The following is a 20888-nucleotide window of genomic DNA, read 5'->3' as shown; positions in this document are numbered from 1 at the left end:
GTATCGTTATTTTCGGCTCATGCGGCGCACCAGACGGTCGCCGCTCATTTGTAATATCTGCACCAGCGCAATCAGCAGCACGACCGTGACCGCCATGACATCTGTCTGAAAACGCTGATAGCCAAAGCGAATGGCGAGGTCACCCAGCCCGCCCCCGCCAATCACCCCCGCCATGGAGGTGTAATCCACCAGCACAATCGCCGTGACGGTCACCGCGGCAATCAAACCCGAACGTGATTCCGGCAACAGCGTGTGCCAAATGAGCTGCCAGGTATTGCCGCCCATCGCCCAGTTGGCTTCCACCAGCCCGTGATCGACCTCGCGTAGCGAGGTCTCAACCAGCCGCGCAAAGAACGGTGCGCAGCCCGCCACCAGCGGCGGTATCGTGCCCTGAACGCCCAGCGACGTGCCGGTAATCAGCGTGGTGAACGGGATCATCACAATCAGCAAAATAATGAATGGCAGCGACCGCATTATGTTCACCAGCAACGACAGCACGCGGTGCAGCAAGGGCGCATACAGCAGGCGCAGCTGTCCGGTCAGATACAGCAGGATGCCTAACGGCAAACCTATCAGAATCGTGAAGCCGAGCGCCCAGCCCAGCATGGTTAACGTATCGATTCCGGCTTCGGCCACATCCCGCCAGTCAATCTCAGCAAGAAAAGCGAGCATGCTCTCTCCTAGTTCCAGTCGTGACGCGCCGGAGCCTTGCCGTTGAGCACCCAGTTGCCAAGCAGGTGGTATTTCCAGCGCACCGGGTCGTGCAGCGTATGTACGCGACCATTACGCCAGTGGCGGTCGAAGTTGTAGCGGGGATGGGTTGAGCGCGTTCCCCCTAGCTCAAACAGCCTTGAGGCGGCCTCCAGCGCGGCTTCGGTGGTAAAGATTTTGGCGCGCGCCACGGCGAGCGAAGCCAGCGCCACCGTCTCTTCGCTCAAATGATGTTTATAGCGATCCAGTACCTTCCCGGCCTGCTCCAGCAACGCTTCCGCAGCGGCGATTCGGCTGTCGAGCACGCCAATCTGGTAAATGGTCAACGGATCGTCGCCCGCGCGTTCCACGCCGGCATCAATCCACGGACGCGCAAATTGATTCACAAAACTGACGGTGTCGTTCAGCGCCGCACGGGCAATTCCGGCGTCAATCGCCGCCGTCGTCAGCTGCGCAAACGGCCCGGCCAGGGTTGGCGTGTCGTACGACTTCCAGCTTGCAATCAGATTGAACGGCTCAACCGGCAGATTGTCGACCAGCACCGTGCCGCTCGAGGTTGTGCGTTGCCCCAGACATGCCCAGTCGTTAACCACCGTCAGCCCCGGCGTGCGCCGCGGCACAAACGCCAGCTGCGCTCGCCCCTCTTCGTCCAGCGCCAGCACGCCCAGCCAGTGCGCATACAAAGAACCCGTGCAGTAACCTTTACGTCCGTTGATGCGCAGCCCATCTGCCGTATGGGTCAACCGGGTCTGAATGTCCTGCACCGTCTTGCCGCCGGTTTCCGACAGCGCGTTGGCAAAGCGGTGGCCGCTGAGCGCCAGTTCAAAGAAAAAGCGTCGCTGTTCGTCGCTGCCCTGTAGCCGAATATCTTCCAGCAGGCAGTAATGGTTTTGCGGGATTTGCCCCAGCGCCGGATCCGCCGCGGAGATAATAGCGATGACCGTCGCCAGCGTGGCCGCCGACACCTCCGCACCGCCATATTCACGCGGTATGGTGATGCCCCACAGCCCACTGTTGGAAAAAGTGTTTACCACCTCTGGCGGCACGACGCCGCTGAGATCGCGATCTGCGGCGCCAGGCTGCAAATACGCGGCAATTTCATGGGCAATACTGATGGCTTCCTCATCGCTGGTAATGCGATAAGCATGAGGAGGGAGTTGAATATAGTCTGGGGTATCCTGGGTTACTGGCATAGCATCTTCTCTTCGATATTATCTGCGCGTGCCAACACAATTATCCGCTTGATATTTGTACATATCCCTTTATGGAATGAATTATTGTGTCTTTACGCTGTTAAGTTATATCTGTTGATAGCAAGCTTTGTGCCAGCCACGATGGTCATATATTTCAATGAATTAGAGAGTATGGGGTGCGATGCGCGGTGTGAAATGCAACTGGCTGGCGCCACGGCTGTCGCATTTGCAACAGCCACAAACAACAAAGCCCGGTTTCCCGGGCTTTGCAGACGTGACAACGGTTAGTAGTAGGCTTTCAGCGTACGCTGGCATAGCGCCGAACGTACGCAATCCTCTTTGGTGAATCGAACGATCCCAATCATCTCATCTTCTTCAAAACGCTCCAGCGCATCGCTAAGACCAGACTGCACGCCGCGCGGCAGGTCACACTGGGTGATATCCCCGTTGACGATAACCGTAACGTTCTCCCCGAGGCGGGTTAAAAACATCTTCATTTGTGCCGCCGTGACGTTCTGGGCCTCGTCCAGAATCACCACCGCATTTTCAAATGTTCGTCCGCGCATATAGGCGAACGGCGCGATCTCTACCTTACCAATTTCCGGGCGCAGGCAATATTGCATAAAGGAGGCACCCAGTCGTTTCACCAGCACGTCGTAGACAGGGCGGAAATACGGGGCGAATTTCTCCGAGATGTCGCCGGGCAGGAACCCCAGGTCTTCATCGGCCTGAAGAACGGGGCGCGTCACGATAATCTTCTCGACGTCCTTGTGGATGAGCGCCTCCGCGGCTTTCGCCGCGCTGATCCAGGTCTTGCCGCAGCCCGCTTCGCCGGTGGCGAAGATCAGCTGCTTACTCTCGATAGCATTCAGGTAGTGGGCCTGAGCGTCATTGCGGGCCGCAATCGGCGAGTGGTCACGGGTATCCCGCGCCATGCCTATCGCTTCCACACCACTCATCTGCACAAGCGAGGTGACCGATTCTTCTTCACGTTGTTTATGACTGCGTGAATCCCGTCTCAGCACACGTTTTGCTTCGCGACGAGCTTTGATCACTGCTTTTTGTCTTCCCATGGATAGCACCTTGAGTTGTTAGTTTACATCACACGCGCTAACAGCAGCGCGATTATGCGCACGAACGTCTGAGGTTTGGCTTCCTTGTAAGCCATAGCAACTGCCTGTCGAAATGACGCCAACGCACGGCTACGCGCACCGCGCATCAGGTCGGGAACTGCGAGTTGAATTTGATACAGGAGAAAATTTGAGGTGACGAAATCGCTGCCGGAGATGGGGCCTCCGCGCTGGATGGTGCGGGCTGTTGGTCTGTTGAGTCCAGTCAAGGACGCTACCATTCGCGATCTCCATAGTAAACGGAAACTACCGCTTTATTTATTATTACATCTAAATCAACCAAAGATGCAACATAATATTTACATAAACTCAACGATAGATGACAGAGATAGCATCTGACACTTATATGACAGTTTTATATCAATCAGGGAGAAAATGGAAAAAAAGGACTGATTTTTGGCGATATTTTGGTACTGCAGAGAAAGAAAAGGGGCAAACGCACTGACCGCACTGTCCCCTCTCCCCTGTAGGGAGAGGGGGCACATTGTGCTAATACTCTATCTGGGGGATACCTCAGACATCAAAGCCTACAAAGCAATATCACGCACCGAGCAACGTACTCCCCAGATAGCTCTGCTCCGACGCCACGCCCGGCAGCACAAAGAAATACCCGCCGCCAATCGGCTTCACGTACTCCTCCAGCGCTTCACCGTTCAAACGCTTCTGCACCGTCAGAAAACCTTTCTCCAGATCGTGCTGATAGCAGACAAACAGCAGCCCCATATCCAGCTGACCCGAGTTGGTGACACCCAGTGAATAACTGTAGCCGCGGCGCATCATCAGGCTCGACTGCGTCTCTTTCGTACGCGGGTTAGCGAGACGAATATGGCTGTCCAGCGCAATCACCTCACCGTTCGGATCGCGGCTGTAGTCCGGCACATCATGTTCGTTGCGCATCCCCAGCGGCGCGCCGCTGTGCTTGTCGCGGCCAAAGATCGTCTGCTGCTCTTTGAGCGGCGTGCGATCCCAGAACTCAACGTGGAACTGGATGATACGCACCGCCTGATACGAACCGCCCTTTGCCCACGCGGGCTCATCCTGATCGCCGGTTACCCACACCACCTCATCCATCAGCGGCTTATCGTGGCTGTCCGGGTTAGCGGTACCGTCCTTAAAGCCCAGCAGGTTCACCGGCGTCTCTTTACCCTTGCTGCGCGCGGCGTGGTCAGAGATAAACCCTTCCCGCTTCCAGCGCACGCTCAGCAGATCCGGCGTGTGCTTGATAATATCGCGCAACGCATGGATCACCGTGTCCTGCGTGTTGGCACAAATCTGCAGCAACAGATCGCCATGGCACAGCGCCGCGTCCAGCGAATCGTTGGGGAAGCGGACCATTTTTTGCAGCTTCTTCGGCGCTTTATCGGCCAGGCCAAAACGGCTGTCGAACAGCGAGTGTCCGACAGACACCGTCATGGTCAGGTTATCCGGGGCGATAAATGCCCCAAGAATGCCAGAATCCATCGGCGGCAGTCGCGGGTTCGGCGTATCCGGCGCGGGGCCGCCCTTCGTGAGAAAGGCAATACGGTCGGTCAGCAGACGGAACAGGCGCTCAAGATCGGCCTTATCCGCCGCCAGCACATCAAACGCCACCAGCATCATCGACGCCTGCTGTGGCGTCAGCACGCCCGCCTGATGCTCGCCGTAAAACGGCTGCGTCTCCATGCGGCTATTAGCCACCGGCGCGTCGCTGGCCTTCGCCGCATGCGCCATCGGGCAGCCGCCGGAAATCGCCAGCGCGCCACCCAGCGCGCCGATCCCTTTTAATAAACGACGACGTGAAGGTTCATTCAGTTCGTCTGCGGAATGCTTTGCCATCGTACTTAGTCCAGTCCCAGAATCCCACGCAGCTGCGCCAGATCTTCCGCCAACGTGGTGATCGGCCCTTTCAGCGCATTACGGTCCGCATTGGTCAGCTTGTCGTAAGTTTCAAAACCGTCTTTGGTGCGATATTTGCTGAGGATACCGTCCACTTTCTTGAAGTTGGCGTCAACTTTTGCCAGCAGCGCGCTGTTTTCTTTTTGCAGCTGCGGACGCAGCAGGTCGACAATCTTCTGCGCGCCATCGATATTGGCCTGGAAGTCCCACAGATCGGTGTGGCTGTAGCGATCTTCTTCACCGCTGATTTTGCTCGCCGCCACTTCCTCAATCAGGCCTGCCGCGCCGCCCACCACTTTTGAAGGCGGGAAGGCCAGCTCGTCGATGCGTTTTTGCAGCTCCAGCACATCGCTGTTCAGTTGGTCGGCGTAGTGCTCCATCCCTTTGGTGCTGTTATCGCCAAACAGCGCTTTTTCCAGGCGGTGGAAACCGGTGAATTTCGGATCCGCCGCTTTCTGCTCGTAATCGTCTTCACGGGCATCAATGCTGCCGTCAAGGTCGGAGAACAGTTCAGCGATCGGCTCAATACGCTCGTAGTGCTGACGCGTCGGCGCATACAGGGATTTCGCTTTTTCGATATCGCCCGCTTTCACCGCATCGGTAAAGGCTTTGGTGCCCTGCACCAGCGCGGCGGTTTCCGCCGTCACATAGGTTTTATAGGCGGTGATGGCGTCGTTGAGGCTCAACAGCGCGTTGGTCTTCGCCGCGTCTTTGGTGGCTTCGCCTTTAACGATCAGCTTGCCTTTCGGGTTCGTCAGCAGGCCGCAGGTCATGTCATATTCGCCCGGCTGCAGGTTGGCGGTCATCTTCTGGGTGAAGCCCGGCGCGATATTTTCGCGCTCTTCCACCACCATTACCCCTTTGAGAATCTCCCACTCCAGCGCCTTCTGGCTGTGGTTCTGAATGATAAACTGGGTTTTACCGGCGTTCACGGTGATGGACATCGGTTCGCACTGCTTGTCATTGACGGTGACTTTAACCTGCGGAATATCCGCAGCCTGCGCCATAAAAGCGGATGAGAAAAGTGCAGCAATACCCAACTGCAACGCGCTGCGGCGGAAGTTCTTGGTCATGGTCCATCCCTTTCAAAAGTATGTTGTCACTAAGCAACCGTTATCAGCCTTATGGGGCGATACGTGATGTTGAAGTCGTTACGCGCGGCGGCCAGAAGAACAGCGCCAGCGCCGGAATCAGATACAGGAAATAGACCGCCACTTCGCTAACGCTCGGCGCTTCCTGATAACCAAAGATGCCTTCCAGCAGGGTGCCAAAAAGCGAATGCGTGGTCAGGGTGCCGCTAAGATCAAAGGCGACGTCCTGGAAGGCGTTCCACAGGCCAGCCTCGTGGAACGCGCGAATGGCTCCCGCGGCCAGCCCGGCGGCCACCAGCAGAATAAAGAGGCTGGTCCAGCGGAAGAAGACGCCAAGGTTAAGGCGAATGCCGCCCCAGTAGAGCAGAAAGCCCAGCACTATCGCTGTCGCCAACCCCAGCATCGCGCCTAACGGCGGCCAAATGCCGAGATCCTGCTGGAAAGCCGCCAGCAGGAAGAAGACCGATTCCAGCCCTTCGCGCGCCACGGCGAAAAAGACCATCATAATCAGCGCCCAACCGTGGTTGTTGCCCTTCTGCAACGCGTTATCCACCGCTTGCTCGAGCTGCTGTTTGACGTTGCGCGACACTTTGCGCATCCAGAACACCATCCACGTCAGAATCACGACCGCCACCACGGCCACCAGCCCTTCAAACAGCTCCTGCTCTTTTTGCGGGAACTCGCCGGTGGTTTCGTTAATAAAGATGCCTAAACCTAAGCACAACGCGGCGGCCAGAATCACGCCAATCCACATTACCCCAATCCAGCGACCGCGCTGGGTACGTTTCAGATAGCTGGCAATCAGGCTGACAATCAGCGCCGCTTCCAGCCCTTCGCGCAACATGATGAGAAAAGGAACAAACATGCAAACACCCTTAAATGTGAAACGCCGTCAACTTTTGCAAAGACAGGTAAATGTGAGTGATAGTGATTATCATTAAGCAAAAAGGAAACACAAGCGAAATATGATGGAAATGATGACGAGATGTAAAAGAATAGCGGGGATATAGTTGCGTTAATTATCACTAGCGCGCTATAGCAATACGCGTAAAAAAACCCGCGGAGCCGCGGGTTTAAACAGGCCTGATAAGCGTAGCGCGATCAGGCCATTCGATGCAGATTATCCCTGCAACCTTACTCTTCCTGTAAACGCGACGGCGGCGCAGAGTGATAATGCGCGTCCGCTTTGGCGAAGCGCTCCTGCATACTGGCCGACGGCGCTTTACCCAGCAGGCTGAACAGCACGATGCCAACGCTGCCGAAGATAAAGCCCGGGATAATTTCGTACAGGCCCAGCCAACCGAACTGTTTCCAGACGATCACGGTGACGGCGCCAATGATCATCCCCGCCAACGCGCCGTTGCGCGTCATGCGTGACCACATGACCGAGAACAGCACCACTGGCCCGAATGCCGCGCCAAAACCAGCCCATGCGTAGCTCACCAGGCCCAGCACGCGGTTTTCCGGGTTAGCCGCCAGCGCAATCGCCACCAGCGCGACAACCAGCACCATCAGGCGCCCTACCCACACCAGCTCTTTCTGGCTGGCGTTTTTACGCAGGAATGCCTTGTACAGATCTTCGGTAATGGCGCTTGAACAGACCAGCAGCTGGCAGCTCAGCGTTGACATCACCGCCGCCAGAATGGCTGACAGCAGGATACCGGCAATCCACGGGTTAAACAGAATCTGCGCCAGCTCAATGAACACGCGCTCGGCGTTCTGACTGACCGGGCCCGCAACAGACGGGTTGTTCTGGAAGTAAGCAATGCCGAAGAAACCGACCGCCACCGCGCCAGCGAGGCACAGGATCATCCAGGTCATACTGATACGACGGGCATGCACGATGCTGTGGTGGGAATCCGCAGCCATAAAGCGCGCCAGAATATGCGGCTGACCAAAGTAACCCAGCCCCCAGCCCATCAGCGAAACAATCGCCACGAAATTCAGCCCTTTGAGCATATCCACGTTCTCAATGCTCTTTTGCTTAATCACTTCCAGCGAATCACCCAGCCCGCCAACGGCAAAGATCACGATAACCGGCGTCAGGATCAGGGCAAAAATCATCAGGCTCGCCTGTACGGTATCGGTCCAGCTCACCGCGAGGAAACCGCCGATAAAGGTGTAGAGAATCGTCGCCGCCGCGCCGGCCCACAGTGCGGTTTCATAGCTCATCCCGAAGGTGCTCTCAAACAGGCGAGCGCCGGCCACAATCCCGGAGGCACAGTAAATGGTGAAGAACAGCAGAATCACCAGCGCGGAGATAATCCGCAGCACGCGGCTGTTATCTTCGAATCGACCGGTGAAATAGTCCGGCAGGGTTAAGGCGTTGTTGTTGGCTTCGGTGTGCACGCGCAGACGCCCGGCCACCAGTTTCCAGTTGATCCACGCGCCTAACGTCAGGCCGATGGCGATCCAGCTCTCTGAAATCCCGGCGATAAAAATCGCCCCCGGCAGGCCCATCAGCAGCCAGCCGCTCATATCAGAGGCCCCCGCCGAAAGCGCGGTCACGAAGGGACCGAGACTGCGGCCGCCGAGAATATAGTCGTCAAAGTTTTTGGTGTTGCGCCATGCAAAAAAGCCAATGAGGATCATGCCAAAAATATAGACAAGAAAGGTCACCAGCATCGGTGTGCTTATAGTCATTCAACTCTCCAGAATTATGCGTCGGCAACATTCCCATTTGCCGTTTTTATCATTGCCGGAACGGGGCAATAATTTGAAGCGACCGTATCCTGACGGAAGCCGAATTTTTTCACAAACGATTTAACACCGCATTTACATTGAATGCACCAGGGCAGCGATAGCATTTTTCTATAGGTTGCACTCCCTCACGCTTTTTCGGGTTGCACCGAAAATATCTGTTAAGTAGCGCATAAAATCACGTCTTACCGCGTATTGTTCACCGCCTCTATCATAAGTTTTGCCATTAACAATTAATTCATTTTTAAGCCTGCAACGGGCGTCACATTTAACACGGTTGCACAAAGTTGCAACATGGTGGATATTCCTGTTACGCAAAATAATATGACAACCGAGCAACAGGAGTAGATGGCATGGGCACCACCACCATGGGGGTTAAGCTGGATGACGCAACGCGTGAGCGAATTAAGAGTGCGGCGACCCGAATCGACCGTACCCCTCACTGGCTGATCAAGCAGGCAATTTTCAATTATCTGGAAAAGCTGGAAAACGATGAGGTCCTGCCGGAGCTACCTGCTCTACTGTCCGGCGCTGCCAATGAAAGTGATGAAGCTGGCCATCCGGCGGAAGAAAACCATCAGCCGTTCCTCGAATTTGCCGAGCAAATCCTGCCCCAGTCGGTGACCCGCGCCGCGATCACCGCCGCCTGGCGTCGCAGCGAAACCGACGCCGTGCCGATGCTGCTGGAGCAAGCCCGTCTGCCGCAACCGATCGCCGAACAGGCGCATCAGCTGGCGTGGAAGCTAGCGGAAAAACTGCGCAACCAGAAAACCGCCAGCGGTCGTGCGGGCATGGTGCAAAGCCTGCTGCAAGAGTTCTCCCTCTCCTCTCAGGAAGGCGTGGCGCTGATGTGTCTGGCGGAAGCGCTGCTGCGTATTCCGGACAAAGCCACCCGCGATGCGCTGATTCGCGACAAAATCAGCAACGGCAACTGGCAGTCACACATTGGCCGCAGCCCGTCGCTGTTCGTCAACGCCGCGACCTGGGGTCTACTGTTTACCGGCAAGCTGGTCTCCACCCATAACGAAACCAGTCTGTCACGCTCGCTGAACCGCATTATCGGCAAGAGCGGTGAACCGCTGGTGCGCAAAGGCGTGGATATGGCGATGCGCCTGATGGGCGAGCAGTTCGTTACCGGTGAAACCATCGCCGAAGCGCTGGCTAACGCCCGCAAGCTGGAAGAGAAAGGCTTCCGCTACTCCTACGATATGCTCGGCGAAGCCGCGCTGACCGCCGCCGATGCACAGGCCTATATGGTCTCTTATCAGCAGGCGATTCATGCCATTGGCAAAGCCTCTAACGGCCGCGGCATCTATGAAGGCCCGGGGATTTCCATCAAGCTCTCCGCCCTGCATCCTCGCTACAGCCGCGCGCAGTATGACCGCGTGATGGATGAACTCTACCCGCGCCTGAAATCGCTGACGCTGCTGGCCCGTCAGTACGATATCGGCATTAACATCGACGCCGAAGAGGCCGATCGTCTGGAGATCTCCCTCGATCTGCTGGAAAAACTGTGCTTCGAACCGGAGCTGGCGGGCTGGAACGGCATTGGCTTCGTCATCCAGGCTTACCAGAAGCGCTGCCCGTTTGTTATTGATTATCTGATAGACCTCGCCACCCGCAGCCGTCGCCGCCTGATGATCCGTCTGGTGAAAGGCGCCTACTGGGATAGCGAAATCAAACGCGCGCAGATGGACGGCCTTGAAGGCTACCCGGTTTACACCCGCAAGGTTTACACCGACGTCTCCTATCTGGCCTGCGCCAAAAAGCTGCTCGGCGTACCAAACCTGATCTACCCGCAGTTTGCCACCCATAACGCCCACACTCTGGCGGCGATTTATCAGCTTGCCGGCAATAACTATTATCCTGGTCAGTACGAGTTCCAGTGCCTGCACGGTATGGGCGAACCGCTGTACGAACAGGTGGTCGGGAAAGTGGCCGATGGCAAGCTGAACCGTCCGTGCCGTATTTACGCGCCGGTCGGCACGCACGAAACGCTGCTGGCCTATCTGGTCCGCCGTCTGCTGGAAAACGGCGCCAATACCTCCTTCGTTAACCGCATCGCCGACCACAACCTGCCGCTGGACGAACTGGTCGCCGACCCGGTGCTGGCCGTGGAGAAAATGGCGCTGCAGGAAGGTACACCCGGTCTGCCGCATCCGAAAATCCCGCTGCCGCGCGCTCTCTACGGTAAAGGCCGCATTAACTCGGCCGGTCTGGATATCGCCAACGAACATCGCCTGGCGTCGCTCTCCTCCTCGCTGCTCAACAGTGCGCTGCACAAGTGGACGGCCAAACCGATGCTGGAGAACCCGGTTGCCGATGGCGATATGACGCCGGTAATTAACCCGGCGGAACCGAAAGACATTGTCGGTTACGTACGTGAAGCCAGCGAGCAGGAAGTGGAACAGGCGCTGGAAAGCGCGGTCAACAACGCGCCAATCTGGTTCGCGACGCCGCCGCAGGAGCGCGCCGCCATTCTGGAACGCGCCGCCGTGCTGATGGAAGATCAGATGCAGCCGTTGATGGGCATCCTGGTGCGTGAAGCCGGAAAAACCTTCAGCAACGCCATCGCTGAAGTGCGCGAGGCCGTGGACTTCCTGCACTACTATGCCGGTCAGGTGCGTGACGATTTTGATAATGAAACCCACCGTCCGTTAGGCCCGGTAGTCTGCATCAGCCCGTGGAACTTCCCGCTGGCCATCTTTATGGGCCAGGTTGCCGCCGCGCTGGCCGCGGGTAACAGCGTGCTGGCGAAACCCGCCGAGCAAACGCCGCTGATTGCCGCGCAGGGTATCGCGCTGCTGCTGGAAGCCGGCGTGCCGGCTGGCGTCGTCCAACTGCTGCCGGGACGCGGTGAAACGGTCGGCGCGCAGCTGACCGCCGATGCCCGCGTACGCGGCGTGATGTTCACCGGCTCCACCGACGTGGCCAGCCTGCTGCAACGCAATATCGCCACCCGCCTCGACACACAGGGCCGCCCGACGCCGCTTATCGCTGAAACGGGCGGGATGAACGCGATGATCGTCGACTCCTCCGCCCTCACCGAACAGGTGGTGGTTGACGTGGTCGCCTCGGCGTTCGACAGCGCCGGGCAGCGCTGCTCGGCGCTGCGTATTCTGTGCTTACAGGACGATGTCGCGGACCACACCCTGACCATGCTGCGCGGCGCGATGGCCGAGTGCCGGATGGGCAACCCAGGCCGTCTGACCACCGACATTGGGCCGGTTATCGACGCTGAAGCAAAAGCGGGCATCGAGCAGCACATTCAGGCCATGCGCGCTAAGGGACGTACGGTATTCCAGGCCGCCCGTGAGAACGCTGAAGACAGCCGCGAATGGCAGAGCGGAACCTTTATTCCGCCGACGCTTATCGAGCTGGAAAGCTTCGACGAGCTGAAAAAAGAGGTCTTCGGCCCGGTGCTGCACGTCGTGCGCTACAGCCGTAACCAGCTCGATACGCTGATCGAACAGATTAACGCTTCCGGCTATGGCCTGACGCTGGGCGTGCATACCCGTATTGATGAAACCATCGCCCAGGTGACCGGCAGCGCCAAAGTCGGCAACCTGTACGTCAACCGGAATATGGTGGGCGCAGTGGTCGGCGTGCAGCCGTTCGGCGGCGAAGGGCTCTCCGGCACCGGCCCGAAAGCGGGCGGCCCGATGTATCTGTACCGCCTGCTGGCAAGTCGTCCGGAAACGGCGCTCGCCACCACGCTGGCGCGTCAGGATGCCGGTCAGGTTGTCGATAGTCAGTTAAAAACGCTGCTGGAAAAACCGTTGCTCGCATTGCAGGAATGGATGGCGGATCGCCCGGAACTGCTGGCGCTGAGCAAGCAGTACGGCGAGCTGGCGCAGGCCGGAACCCAGCGCGTGCTGCCGGGGCCGACCGGCGAACGCAACACCTGGACGCTGGTGCCGCGCGAGCGCGTGCTGTGCGTCGCGGATAACGAATCGGATCTGCTGACCCAACTGGCGGCGGTGATGGCGGTGGGTAGCGAAGTACTGTGGCCGGACGCGCCGTTGCAGCGCGAGCTGGCGAAAACGCTGCCGAAAGCGGTCACTGAACGTCTGCACTTTGCCAAACCGGAAACGCTGATGAACAGCTTCTTCGACGCGGCAATCTACCACGGCGACTCCGACCAGCTGCGCGAACTGTGCGAGCAGATTGCGGCGCGCGATGGCGCGATTGTTTCGGTACAGGGCTTCGCGCGCGGAGAAACCAACCTGCTACTGGAGCGTCTGTATCATGAACGCTCGCTCAGCGTGAACACCGCGGCAGCAGGCGGTAACGCCAGCCTGATGACGATTGGTTAACCCCTCAAACCCGGCGAAAGCCGGGTTTTTTATGCACCTTAGAACATTGACTTCGTCGTCCACACCCGGCTGTGCCAGCGACGATACATCAGCATCGCCCGCAGCCCTTCATCAATAATGTAGGCCAGCCACACCCCCACCAGCCCCATGCCAATATAAACACCCAGCAGATATGAGAACGGCAGGCTGACAATCCACATCACAATAATGCCGCAAATAAACGGGAAGCGGACATCGCCGGTGGCGTTGAGGCTGCTGATCACGATGATATTGGTCGCACGCCCAAGCTCGAGCAAAATAGACAACATAAACAGCTTTTTGGTCAGGGCGATAACCTGTTGATTGGGCGTAAAGAGCTGCATAATCGGCTCGGCCAGCAAAAAGATAATCAGGCTGAGAGAAAAAGCCACCAGCAGCCCCAGCCGCCAGCTTTTAACGCCCTGCCGGTAGGCGGATTCTATTTCCCTCGCCCCCACCGCGCGGCCAATAATAATCTGCGAAGCCTGGCCTATCGACATCGCAAACAGCGCCACAAACTGGCTGATGGTTGACGCATACACTTTGGTGGTTAGCGCCTCGGTGCCGAGAAAGGCGATAATGGCGGTCACCACCAGCTGCGACCCGGCGTAGGAGAGGTTCTCCCCGGCTGACGGCAGACCAAAACGCAGAATCGCCCCCAGCATTTTGCGCGAGCACTGCCGCAGCTTCTGCCAGCGAAACACGTAGCCGATGTATTTTTTCAGCATCCACGCCGACATCAGCATACCGATGACGTTGGCAATGCACACCGCGATCCCAACGCCGGTGACCCCCAGCCCAAGAAAGCTGAGCTGGCCGTACAGAAACAGGTAGTTAAATACCACGTTTACCACGCTGACGGTGATCGGCACCAGCATCGCCTGACGCACAAAGCCGTGGGTACGCAGAATAGGTAAGATTGACGAATATAGCGCGATAATTACCGAAATACCGCCGATAATGCGGATAAACGGCGAACCAACCACCACCAGCTCATCGCTTAGCCCGAGCATCCGCAGGAAGGCATCGCCAAACAGCACAAACACCAGGCTCATCGCGACGCCGATCAGAAACGCCACCACCAAACCGTTGGTAATCACCCGCTCAACGCGCCGAAAACGCTTCGCGCCCAATAGCTGCGCCACCACGATCTGTACACCGACGGTGAGAAAACCGTAGAAGATCACCGAAATGGCGAGGATCTGATTAGCGACCCCGGTGGCGGCGACCGCTTCATCCGAATAGTGCCCTAACATGAAGACGCTGACGTAGCCGAGCATTAATCGCAGCAGCTGTTCGACAAATATTGGCCATGCCAGAGTAAACAGCCCCAGCCGAACCTGACTTTCCATGCCCGTCATCGCTGACGCTCTCCCTTTTTCAGTCTACACACGCACCCAACGCGGGATGATCAACCTTCTACACCCAAGGCGTCTATCCGAACATTGCGCTGGCTTTCAAAATCAGAAAAACACACGGTGGTAGGAGGAGATTCCGGGGTAAAATCGTGTTATATCCAGAGCCTGGACTCTGTAGCAATACTTTGGGGAGTTATCGAATGAAACGTGCATTATCGGCTCTCGCCCTGCTGCTCACCAGCAGTTACGCACTGGCAGACGCGTGTGACAACGCCAACACGCAGGCCGAGCTGAACAGCTGCAGCGCTGAACAATATCAGGTGGCAGATAAGAAGCTGAATCAAACCTGGCAGGACGTGCTCAAGCGCGCCGAGCCTGCGCAGCGCGATTTACTCAAGAAGGCCCAAAGCGCGTGGATTGCCCTACGCGACGCGGACTGCGCGTTTATGAGCTCCAGCAGCCACGGTGGCAGCGTGCAGCCGATGGTCAACAATCAGTGCCTGACGGATAAAACCAACGAACGTGAAGCGTTTCTCGCCTCGCTACTGCAATGTGAAGAAGGCGATCTGAGCTGCCCGCTACCGCCAGCCAGCTAGCGTACGCGAATACCGTCGATGATAATCCGCTGGACGTTTTCGACGGTCTGCTGGAAGAACGCCTCGTCGCGCAGCGTTTTCCCGGTGACCGCCTCCACTTGGGTGGCGAAATCGGCATAGTGCTGGGTGGTCGCCCAAATCATAAAAATCAGATGATGGGGGTCGATGGGCGCCAATTTTCCGCTCTTCACCCACGCCGCGATAATCGCCGATTTATCGGCCACCAGCGTTTTTAAATCGCCGGTCAGCTCATCCATCACCAACGGCGCGCCCTGCAGCATCTCCAGACAGAACAGCTTCGACGCCTGCGGGTAATCACGCGATACCTCAAGTTTGAGACGAATGTATTCGCTAATGGCAACCAGCGGTGCCAGATCTTCGCGAAAAGCACGCAGCGGCGCCAGCCAGATATCGAGGATCTGCTGCATCACGGCAACGTACAGTGCTTCTTTAGACGGGAAATAGTAGAGCAGGTTGGTTTTTGACACCCCGGCCAGCTCGGCAACCTGATCGAGGCGCGTGCCATGGATCCCATACTGGGAAAAGGTGTTCAGCGCGGCGGTGAGAATAGCCTGCTTTTTAGCGCTAACCGCCTGAGAACGTTTGCCGCTTTTCTTTACTGCATTCAGAGCCATACGCCCTCTCCTTGTGATTTTCTCCTATTTTGCGGGTAGCGAGGGCCGGCTTCAACCGGAAAAAGAAACCGCCGGTAAAACCGGCGGTTAGGTGAGAAACCATAACGTTATGCGCCGTTAGGTGCCGCGATGACTACCATGGCTATTTTTCCCGCCTTTTTTGCCCGCTTCTGAGGCGCGCTGGGGATCGTTTTTAAAGTTCCCGCCGCTATGCTGGCCCCCCTTACGACCTGCTTCTGATGCTCTTTCCCGGTCTTCAGCGAAGTTACCTGAACCGCCGCGATGGTTTGCCATTACTGACCTCCAGTTGAGAGAACGACATCGTGCATTACGTAGATGAAAAGCGTAATCACCCGCGATATAACGCGGTAGTGATAAGCATAGTCGCCGTAGGGGTGTGAAACGGCAGCTGGTCATATTTTGACATATCTGCCGTCAGGTTTTACCCGCTGACGCCGGGGTGTTCCCCTAATCAACTCTTATCATGGGGGAAAATCGGCGACAGAAAAATGTGACATTATGCGTCAGCCGCACCTCGCGAGGTTACTTCAGCACGCCCACATAGCTGCCGTCTTTCATCAGCCGGACTTTGCCGGTGCGCTTGTGAAATACCAACCGGTACGGCCCCTGAATATAGACGTCTGCATCGGCGTTATATTCCGCCTTCTCTGCCGCCGCGCCGTTCACCGTCACCCTATCGCCCTGCCGGGTGACCGTCACGCCGAAGCCTTGATAAATTTGCTGACTGGCCATCTGCGCGTCCTGCGCGATCGCCGGGGCTGATGCCAGCGAAATCGCCAGCAGGCTCGCGCCCATCATGACAGCCGCCGCTATTTGTTTCTTCATGCACCTACCGTTGTTTGTGACCCACCAGCGCACATTCTCCGGGAATGAGGCGCAAAAGTTGTTGATAACAATCAACCAAATAAATAGTTAATCGCCAATATTATTTATCATAGTTATTAATGAGTTACTGTTTTGATGCACCGCAGAGCCGGCCTTCGTTTAAAAAACAGGCAATCGCGTTGTTTAAGCGAGAATTTACTGGCGTGATGCAGCGAATCCGTCAGCACGGGCTATGCTTAATGAAGCTTGTTACGTAACCAACGAATTTGACACAGGAGAGTTAAGATGAGTGGAAAAGCAAGTGTTCTGGTGCTCTATTATTCCATGTACGGACACATTGAGACGATGGCTAAAGCCGTCGCGGAAGGCGCAAATAAAGTGGACGGTGTTGATGTCGTCGTCAAGCGCGTACCGGAAACCATGCAAGCAGAAGCGTTCGCCAAAGCGGGCGGCAAAGCGCAGGCCGTCCCGGTCGCTACGCCGCAGGAGTTAGCCGATTACGACGCCATTATTTTTGGTACGCCAACCCGATTCGGCAATATGGCCGGACAAATACGCACCTTCCTCGATCAGACCGGCGGCCTGTGGGCCTCCGGCGCGCTGTACGGCAAACTGGCCAGCGTGTTTAGCTCAACCGGCACCGGCGGCGGTCAGGAACAAACCATCACCTCCACCTGGACTACGCTCGCCCACCACGGTATGGTGATTGTACCGATCGGTTATGCGGCGCAAGAACTGTTTGATATCTCGCAGGTTCGCGGCGGCACGCCGTATGGCGCTACGACCATTGCCGGCGGCGACGGCTCACGCCAGCCAAGCCAGGAAGAGTTGTCGATTGCCCGTTATCAGGGTGAATATGTCGCTGGCCTGGCCGTTAAACTCAAAGGCTAATTAAGGGAGAAGAGAGATGCCCACACAAGAAGGCAAAGCACATCATATTGGTGAATGGGCGAGCTTGCGTAATACCTCGCCGGAAATTGCCGAAGCGATTTTTGAACTCGCAAAGTATGACGAAAAAGTCGCAGAAAAAATCTGGGAAGAAGGCAGCGATGCCGTTCTTGAGCTGGCCTTCCGTAAAACAGACAAAGATGCACTGTTCTGGGGCGAGCAAACCATTGAACGTAAGAACGTTTAATTCGGACCTGACCAAATAACATCCCAGCCCGGCTGAGCATCACGCGACGCCGGGCTGTTTTTTTATACCGTCACTCGACGCTGCCAGCGCTTCGCCACCCTTTCCAGCCCAAAACAGAGCAGATAGTAGACCACGCCAATAAAGACAAAAATGGCCGTCGGGTAGATTTGTACGCGGTTATTCACCTGCCCGGCCACGGTCGTCAGCTCCGGGACGTTGACGATAAACGCCAGCGAGGTATCTTTCAGCAGGTTGATGAAAATCCCCACCAGCGACGGCAGCACGTTGCGCAGCGTTTGCGGCAACAGAATTAACCGCAGACTCTGTCCGGCGCTAAATCCCTGAGTGAGTGCCGCTTCATACTGCCCCTTCGGCAACGCCTGCAGCCCTGCCAGCACCGAGTGCATCACCGACGCCGCGGTAAACCAGGCCAGCGCTAAGGTCACCGTGACCGCGCCGGGTAAATCGCTGCCGGTCAGCATTGGCAACAGGTACCACAGCCAAAAGATAACGAATATCAGCGGAATACCGCGAATAATCTCCGCCCACAGGTACAGTAAACGCCGCGTGATGCCGGGGAATCGCCATGCCGCGCAGGCCAGCAACACGCCACCCGGCAGCGCTAATGCGCCCGCCCCCAGCGCCATCATCAGGGTCAGCGCGACGCCGCCCGGTTCGCCGTCCGCCAGTCGCCCCCACAGCAGATAGTCGAGGTTATCGACAATGACCGCCAGATTAGCGTTCATGCTGAATCCCTCCCTGCACATCCCTAACCTGACGTCGCCGCTTCGCCTGCCCTACTGGCTTTGGCCCCAGGCGGCTCAATAGCACCCCCAGCACGACGCCGGTAAACAGGTACAGCACGGTGCCCACGGCAAAGGCTTCCAGCGCATGCGCGTTGTAGCTCTCTATCTGCCGCACCTGATAGGTCAGCTCGGCAAACCCAATACCGCTGGCCAGCGATGAGAGCTTCATCAGGTTAAGATACTGGCCGACCACCGGCTGCCAGGCATTCGCCAGCCCCTGCGGCAACAGGATGTGGCGCAGCAACCCGGCGGTGGAAAAGCCCTGCGCCAGCGCCGCTTCCCGCTGCCCGTTCGGCACGCTTTGCAGCCCCGCCGCCACCTCCTCAATCAGAAATGCCGAGGTAAAAACGCCAAGCCCCCATGCCGAGCAGAGAAATTCCGGCGTCAACCACCAGACGTCGCCGGGCAGAATCGACCAGTCATGCGGATCGTTCACAAAATCACGCATCCCCTGCGGCAGAAAGTTCCAGGCCGCGAAGTACCAGAACAGCAGCTGTACCAGCAGCGGCGTATTACGAAACAGCGACACCCAGCAGCCGGTAATACCCTGACCCAGCCGACCACCCGCCAGCCGCAGCAGCAAAAACAGCGTCGCCAGTACGCTTGCCAGCACAATTCCCGCAAGGGAAACCCACAGCGTGGTGAGAAAGCCCGAAATAATCCATTGCAGAGGCTGCCCGCTGAGCACCCCGTGCCAGTCGAAATTGCTCATCACGCCGTCCGCTCCTGATGCAGCGGATCCAGCACCTTCTGTAGAAAACGTACCGCACGAGGATGTTGTGGACGGGCGAAAAACGCCGCTGGCGGCGCCACTTCCAGCACGTCGCCGCCGTCGATAAACACCACTCTGTCGGCGATTTCGCGGGCAAACTGCATTTCGTGCGTCACCACGATCATGGTGATACCGCTGTGGGCCAGAGATTGCATCACGTGCAGCACTTCGCCAATCATTTCCGGATCCAGCGCCGAGGTCGGTTCATCAAACAGAATAATCTGCGGCGACGAAGCCAGCGCCCGGGCGATCGCCACCCGCTGCTGCTGCCCGCCCGACAACTGCGAAGGCATAGCGTCCGCTTTTTCCGCCAGCCCCACCTGCTGTAATAGCGCCAGCGCCCGCTGATGCGCATCGCTGCGCGTCCAGCCGTGAACCGACTCCAGCGCCAGCATAATGTTTTGCGCCGCCGTCAGGTGGGCATAGAGATTGAACTGCTGAAAGACAAAGCCAATCCGGCTACGCAGCTGGCGCAGCGCCCGGCCGTTGAGCTGGCGGGTGGCTTTACCGTCCACCAGAATCTCGCCGCCGCTCAGGCTTTCAAGCTGGTTGATGAGGCGAATCAGCGTCGACTTTCCCGAGCCGGAAGGCCCAAGGATCGCCACCACTTCGCCGGGATTAATCGTCAAATCGATGCCGTTCAGCACGCGATGACTGCCGTATTCCTTCACCACCTGACGGAACTCCACGCTGGCGTTCTGCAGATGTGAAAAATCCGCGGCCTTCGCCGCGGAACGAGAGAGTAAAGCCGACAACATATTATTTTGCTTCTATGGTAAAGGAACGCGGCTGCGGCGCTTTCGTGGAAGGACCAAACCAGACATCATAAATTTTGGCTGCCTCGCCGGATTTCTCCAGCGCCACCAGCTCATCGTTCACCGCCTTCAACAGCGCCGGCTCCCCTTTTTTCACGCCCACGCCGATCTCTTCTTTACTCAGCAGATCCGGCAGGATTTTGAATTTCGCTTTATCCGGCGCTTCGCCCAGCAGGCCCGCCAGAATGGTGCTGTCCTGGGTAATCGCCTGCACGTTGCCGTTGCGCAGCGCGGTCAGCGCCAGCGGGATATCATCATAGGAAAGCACGCGCGCCTGCGGGAAGCGCTGGTGCAGCGTCTGCTCGCCGGTGGTGCCTTTCACCGCGCCAATACGCGATTTGCTGTAATCGTCGAGCTTATCGCCGCTGCTCGCTGGCACCAGGAACTGCTGACCGGTGACGAAGTACGGCGTGGAGAAATCGATCACCTGCGCGCGCTCCGGCGTGATGGTGATATCGGCCACGATCAGATCCGCTTTGCCAGACTGCAACAGCGGAATACGGTTGGCCGGGTTGGTCGCCACCAGCTCCAGCTTCACACCCAGCGATTTCGCCAGCGCTTTGGCGAAATCAACGTCGTAGCCCACCAGTTCATGGGTTTTGGCATCCACCGAGCCAAACGGCGGGTTCGCGTCAAAGGTGGCGACTTTCACCACCCCTTTCGCCTTAATATCCGCCAGCTGATCCGCCTGAGCGGTAAAGGTCGTGAAGCTGGCCGCCACCAGGCCGGTCACGATCGCGAGCTGTGCTACTGTCTGTTTTGTCTTTGCCATAATCTTTCTGGATACCCCTGTTTTTGTATTGTCTTTTTACGCTCCCACACCGTCTTCATCGGCACAAATAACGATTCGCTATGGCTTATAACGAAATATCCTTTAACGAAAGTGATTGT

Annotated in this window: 20 protein-coding genes; 4 read left to right on the top strand and 16 right to left on the bottom strand. The window is 57.4% G+C overall.

Translation table 11 applies throughout. The annotated features are described in order from the left end of the window. Positions 1-6: 6 nt before the first annotated feature. The 8 genes from NNN71_RS06265 to putP all read right to left on the bottom strand — a co-directional run bounded on the left by NNN71_RS06265 (position 7) and on the right by putP (position 8643). Entirely contained in the window at positions 7-672 is a 666-nt protein-coding gene (locus tag NNN71_RS06265; RefSeq protein ID WP_271458104.1) for a methionine ABC transporter permease, read from the bottom strand. Between the two features lie 8 nt (positions 673-680). Then, entirely contained in the window at positions 681-1904 is a 1224-nt protein-coding gene (locus NNN71_RS06260; RefSeq protein WP_271458103.1) for an SfnB family sulfur acquisition oxidoreductase, read from the bottom strand. A 284-nt stretch (positions 1905-2188) separates the two neighbouring features. Continuing rightward, complete coding sequence (phoH, locus tag NNN71_RS06255) at positions 2189-2977, bottom strand: phosphate starvation-inducible protein PhoH (protein WP_064548999.1); 789 nt, start codon at positions 2975-2977, stop codon at positions 2189-2191. A 23-nt stretch (positions 2978-3000) separates the two neighbouring features. After that, on the bottom strand, positions 3001-3255 hold the full coding sequence (locus NNN71_RS06250) for a hypothetical protein (RefSeq protein ID WP_163447951.1): 255 nt from the start codon (positions 3253-3255) through the stop codon (positions 3001-3003). Between the two features lie 319 nt (positions 3256-3574). Next, positions 3575-4849 (bottom strand): iron uptake transporter deferrochelatase/peroxidase subunit, encoded by a 1275-nt coding sequence (gene efeB, locus NNN71_RS06245; protein ID WP_271458102.1) that lies wholly within the window; start codon positions 4847-4849, stop codon positions 3575-3577. Between the two features lie 5 nt (positions 4850-4854). Further along, on the bottom strand, positions 4855-5982 hold the full coding sequence (gene efeO / locus NNN71_RS06240) for an iron uptake system protein EfeO (RefSeq protein ID WP_271458101.1): 1128 nt from the start codon (positions 5980-5982) through the stop codon (positions 4855-4857). 49 nt (positions 5983-6031) lie between these two features. Continuing rightward, positions 6032-6865, bottom strand: coding sequence for an iron uptake transporter permease EfeU (gene efeU, locus NNN71_RS06235; protein WP_065356260.1), 834 nt, complete (start codon positions 6863-6865; stop codon positions 6032-6034). Between the two features lie 269 nt (positions 6866-7134). After that, a complete protein-coding gene (putP, locus tag NNN71_RS06230; protein ID WP_163447948.1) occupies positions 7135-8643 on the bottom strand; it encodes a sodium/proline symporter PutP in 1509 nt (502 codons plus the stop codon). A 410-nt stretch (positions 8644-9053) separates the two neighbouring features. Between putP and putA the strand changes: the two genes are divergently transcribed. Next, positions 9054-13016, top strand: a complete 3963-nt coding sequence (gene putA, locus NNN71_RS06225; protein WP_271458100.1) for a trifunctional transcriptional regulator/proline dehydrogenase/L-glutamate gamma-semialdehyde dehydrogenase — start codon at positions 9054-9056, stop codon at positions 13014-13016. 38 nt (positions 13017-13054) lie between these two features. On the opposite strand, the gene NNN71_RS06220 is transcribed toward putA, so the two are convergent. Continuing rightward, positions 13055-14395 carry an MATE family efflux transporter gene (locus tag NNN71_RS06220; RefSeq protein ID WP_271458099.1) on the bottom strand — a complete coding sequence of 447 codons (1341 nt, stop codon included), beginning with the start codon at positions 14393-14395 and terminating at the stop codon, positions 13055-13057. 197 nt (positions 14396-14592) lie between these two features. Between NNN71_RS06220 and NNN71_RS06215 the strand changes: the two genes are divergently transcribed. Continuing rightward, positions 14593-14988 carry a lysozyme inhibitor LprI family protein gene (locus tag NNN71_RS06215; RefSeq protein WP_271458098.1) on the top strand — a complete coding sequence of 132 codons (396 nt, stop codon included), beginning with the start codon at positions 14593-14595 and terminating at the stop codon, positions 14986-14988. Here the strand turns inward: NNN71_RS06215 and rutR are convergent. The 3 genes from rutR to NNN71_RS06200 form a co-directional block, all read right to left on the bottom strand. Next, positions 14985-15623, bottom strand: a complete 639-nt coding sequence (rutR, locus tag NNN71_RS06210) for an HTH-type transcriptional regulator RutR (protein ID WP_053390154.1) — start codon at positions 15621-15623, stop codon at positions 14985-14987. The two genes, NNN71_RS06215 and rutR, sit on opposite strands and share 4 nt — an antisense overlap. 117 nt (positions 15624-15740) lie before the next feature. Next, the gene (locus tag NNN71_RS06205; protein ID WP_053390153.1) at positions 15741-15917 is read right to left on the bottom strand and encodes a general stress protein; all 177 of its coding nucleotides are present in this window, start codon (positions 15915-15917) and stop codon (positions 15741-15743) included. Between the two features lie 249 nt (positions 15918-16166). Continuing rightward, entirely contained in the window at positions 16167-16469 is a 303-nt protein-coding gene (locus tag NNN71_RS06200; protein WP_271458097.1) for a hypothetical protein, read from the bottom strand. 285 nt (positions 16470-16754) lie between these two features. Between NNN71_RS06200 and wrbA the strand changes: the two genes are divergently transcribed. Continuing rightward, positions 16755-17360 carry an NAD(P)H:quinone oxidoreductase gene (gene wrbA, locus NNN71_RS06195; protein WP_271458096.1) on the top strand — a complete coding sequence of 202 codons (606 nt, stop codon included), beginning with the start codon at positions 16755-16757 and terminating at the stop codon, positions 17358-17360. A 16-nt stretch (positions 17361-17376) separates the two neighbouring features. After that, positions 17377-17604 (top strand): YccJ family protein, encoded by a 228-nt coding sequence (locus NNN71_RS06190; protein WP_053390150.1) that lies wholly within the window; start codon positions 17377-17379, stop codon positions 17602-17604. A 62-nt stretch (positions 17605-17666) separates the two neighbouring features. On the opposite strand, the gene NNN71_RS06185 is transcribed toward NNN71_RS06190, so the two are convergent. Genes NNN71_RS06185 through NNN71_RS06170 form a run of 4 tightly spaced genes read right to left on the bottom strand, consistent with a single transcriptional unit; the run spans position 17667 to position 20769 of the window. Beyond that, entirely contained in the window at positions 17667-18350 is a 684-nt protein-coding gene (locus NNN71_RS06185; RefSeq protein ID WP_271458095.1) for an amino acid ABC transporter permease, read from the bottom strand. Then, the gene (locus tag NNN71_RS06180; RefSeq protein WP_271458094.1) at positions 18340-19122 is read right to left on the bottom strand and encodes an amino acid ABC transporter permease; all 783 of its coding nucleotides are present in this window, start codon (positions 19120-19122) and stop codon (positions 18340-18342) included. Before NNN71_RS06180 ends, NNN71_RS06185 begins: the two co-directional genes overlap by 11 nt. Continuing rightward, positions 19122-19940 carry an amino acid ABC transporter ATP-binding protein gene (locus NNN71_RS06175; protein ID WP_053390147.1) on the bottom strand — a complete coding sequence of 273 codons (819 nt, stop codon included), beginning with the start codon at positions 19938-19940 and terminating at the stop codon, positions 19122-19124. The genes NNN71_RS06180 and NNN71_RS06175 overlap by 1 nt, the downstream gene beginning before the upstream one ends. Position 19941: 1 nt before the next feature. Then, positions 19942-20769, bottom strand: a complete 828-nt coding sequence (locus tag NNN71_RS06170; RefSeq protein ID WP_053390146.1) for an ABC transporter substrate-binding protein — start codon at positions 20767-20769, stop codon at positions 19942-19944. Positions 20770-20888: the final 119 nt, after the last annotated feature.

Source organism: Kluyvera sp. Awk 3 (assembly GCF_028069715.1).
Lineage (GTDB): Bacteria > Pseudomonadota > Gammaproteobacteria > Enterobacterales > Enterobacteriaceae > Kluyvera > Kluyvera georgiana_A.
Note: the sequence above shows the minus strand (reverse complement) of the source record. Positions and strands in the feature narration are given on the sequence as shown.

Excerpts from the sequence above, each read along its gene's own strand:
- NNN71_RS06265 (WP_271458104.1), bottom strand. The coding sequence starts at position 672 with ATGCTCGCTTTTCTTGCTGAGATTGACTGGCGGGATGTGGCCGAAGCC.
- NNN71_RS06260 (WP_271458103.1), bottom strand. The coding sequence starts at position 1,904 with ATGCCAGTAACCCAGGATACCCCAGACTATATTCAACTCCCTCCTCAT.
- phoH (WP_064548999.1), bottom strand. The coding sequence starts at position 2,977 with ATGGGAAGACAAAAAGCAGTGATCAAAGCTCGTCGCGAAGCAAAACGT.
- NNN71_RS06250 (WP_163447951.1), bottom strand. The coding sequence starts at position 3,255 with ATGGTAGCGTCCTTGACTGGACTCAACAGACCAACAGCCCGCACCATC.
- efeB (WP_271458102.1), bottom strand. The coding sequence starts at position 4,849 with ATGGCAAAGCATTCCGCAGACGAACTGAATGAACCTTCACGTCGTCGT.
- efeO (WP_271458101.1), bottom strand. The coding sequence starts at position 5,982 with ATGACCAAGAACTTCCGCCGCAGCGCGTTGCAGTTGGGTATTGCTGCA.
- efeU (WP_065356260.1), bottom strand. The coding sequence starts at position 6,865 with ATGTTTGTTCCTTTTCTCATCATGTTGCGCGAAGGGCTGGAAGCGGCG.
- putP (WP_163447948.1), bottom strand. The coding sequence starts at position 8,643 with ATGACTATAAGCACACCGATGCTGGTGACCTTTCTTGTCTATATTTTT.
- putA (WP_271458100.1), top strand. The coding sequence starts at position 9,054 with ATGGGCACCACCACCATGGGGGTTAAGCTGGATGACGCAACGCGTGAG.
- NNN71_RS06220 (WP_271458099.1), bottom strand. The coding sequence starts at position 14,395 with ATGACGGGCATGGAAAGTCAGGTTCGGCTGGGGCTGTTTACTCTGGCA.
- NNN71_RS06215 (WP_271458098.1), top strand. The coding sequence starts at position 14,593 with ATGAAACGTGCATTATCGGCTCTCGCCCTGCTGCTCACCAGCAGTTAC.
- rutR (WP_053390154.1), bottom strand. The coding sequence starts at position 15,623 with ATGGCTCTGAATGCAGTAAAGAAAAGCGGCAAACGTTCTCAGGCGGTT.
- NNN71_RS06205 (WP_053390153.1), bottom strand. The coding sequence starts at position 15,917 with ATGGCAAACCATCGCGGCGGTTCAGGTAACTTCGCTGAAGACCGGGAA.
- NNN71_RS06200 (WP_271458097.1), bottom strand. The coding sequence starts at position 16,469 with ATGAAGAAACAAATAGCGGCGGCTGTCATGATGGGCGCGAGCCTGCTG.
- wrbA (WP_271458096.1), top strand. The coding sequence starts at position 16,755 with ATGAGTGGAAAAGCAAGTGTTCTGGTGCTCTATTATTCCATGTACGGA.
- NNN71_RS06190 (WP_053390150.1), top strand. The coding sequence starts at position 17,377 with ATGCCCACACAAGAAGGCAAAGCACATCATATTGGTGAATGGGCGAGC.
- NNN71_RS06185 (WP_271458095.1), bottom strand. The coding sequence starts at position 18,350 with ATGAACGCTAATCTGGCGGTCATTGTCGATAACCTCGACTATCTGCTG.
- NNN71_RS06180 (WP_271458094.1), bottom strand. The coding sequence starts at position 19,122 with ATGAGCAATTTCGACTGGCACGGGGTGCTCAGCGGGCAGCCTCTGCAA.
- NNN71_RS06175 (WP_053390147.1), bottom strand. The coding sequence starts at position 19,940 with ATGTTGTCGGCTTTACTCTCTCGTTCCGCGGCGAAGGCCGCGGATTTT.
- NNN71_RS06170 (WP_053390146.1), bottom strand. The coding sequence starts at position 20,769 with ATGGCAAAGACAAAACAGACAGTAGCACAGCTCGCGATCGTGACCGGC.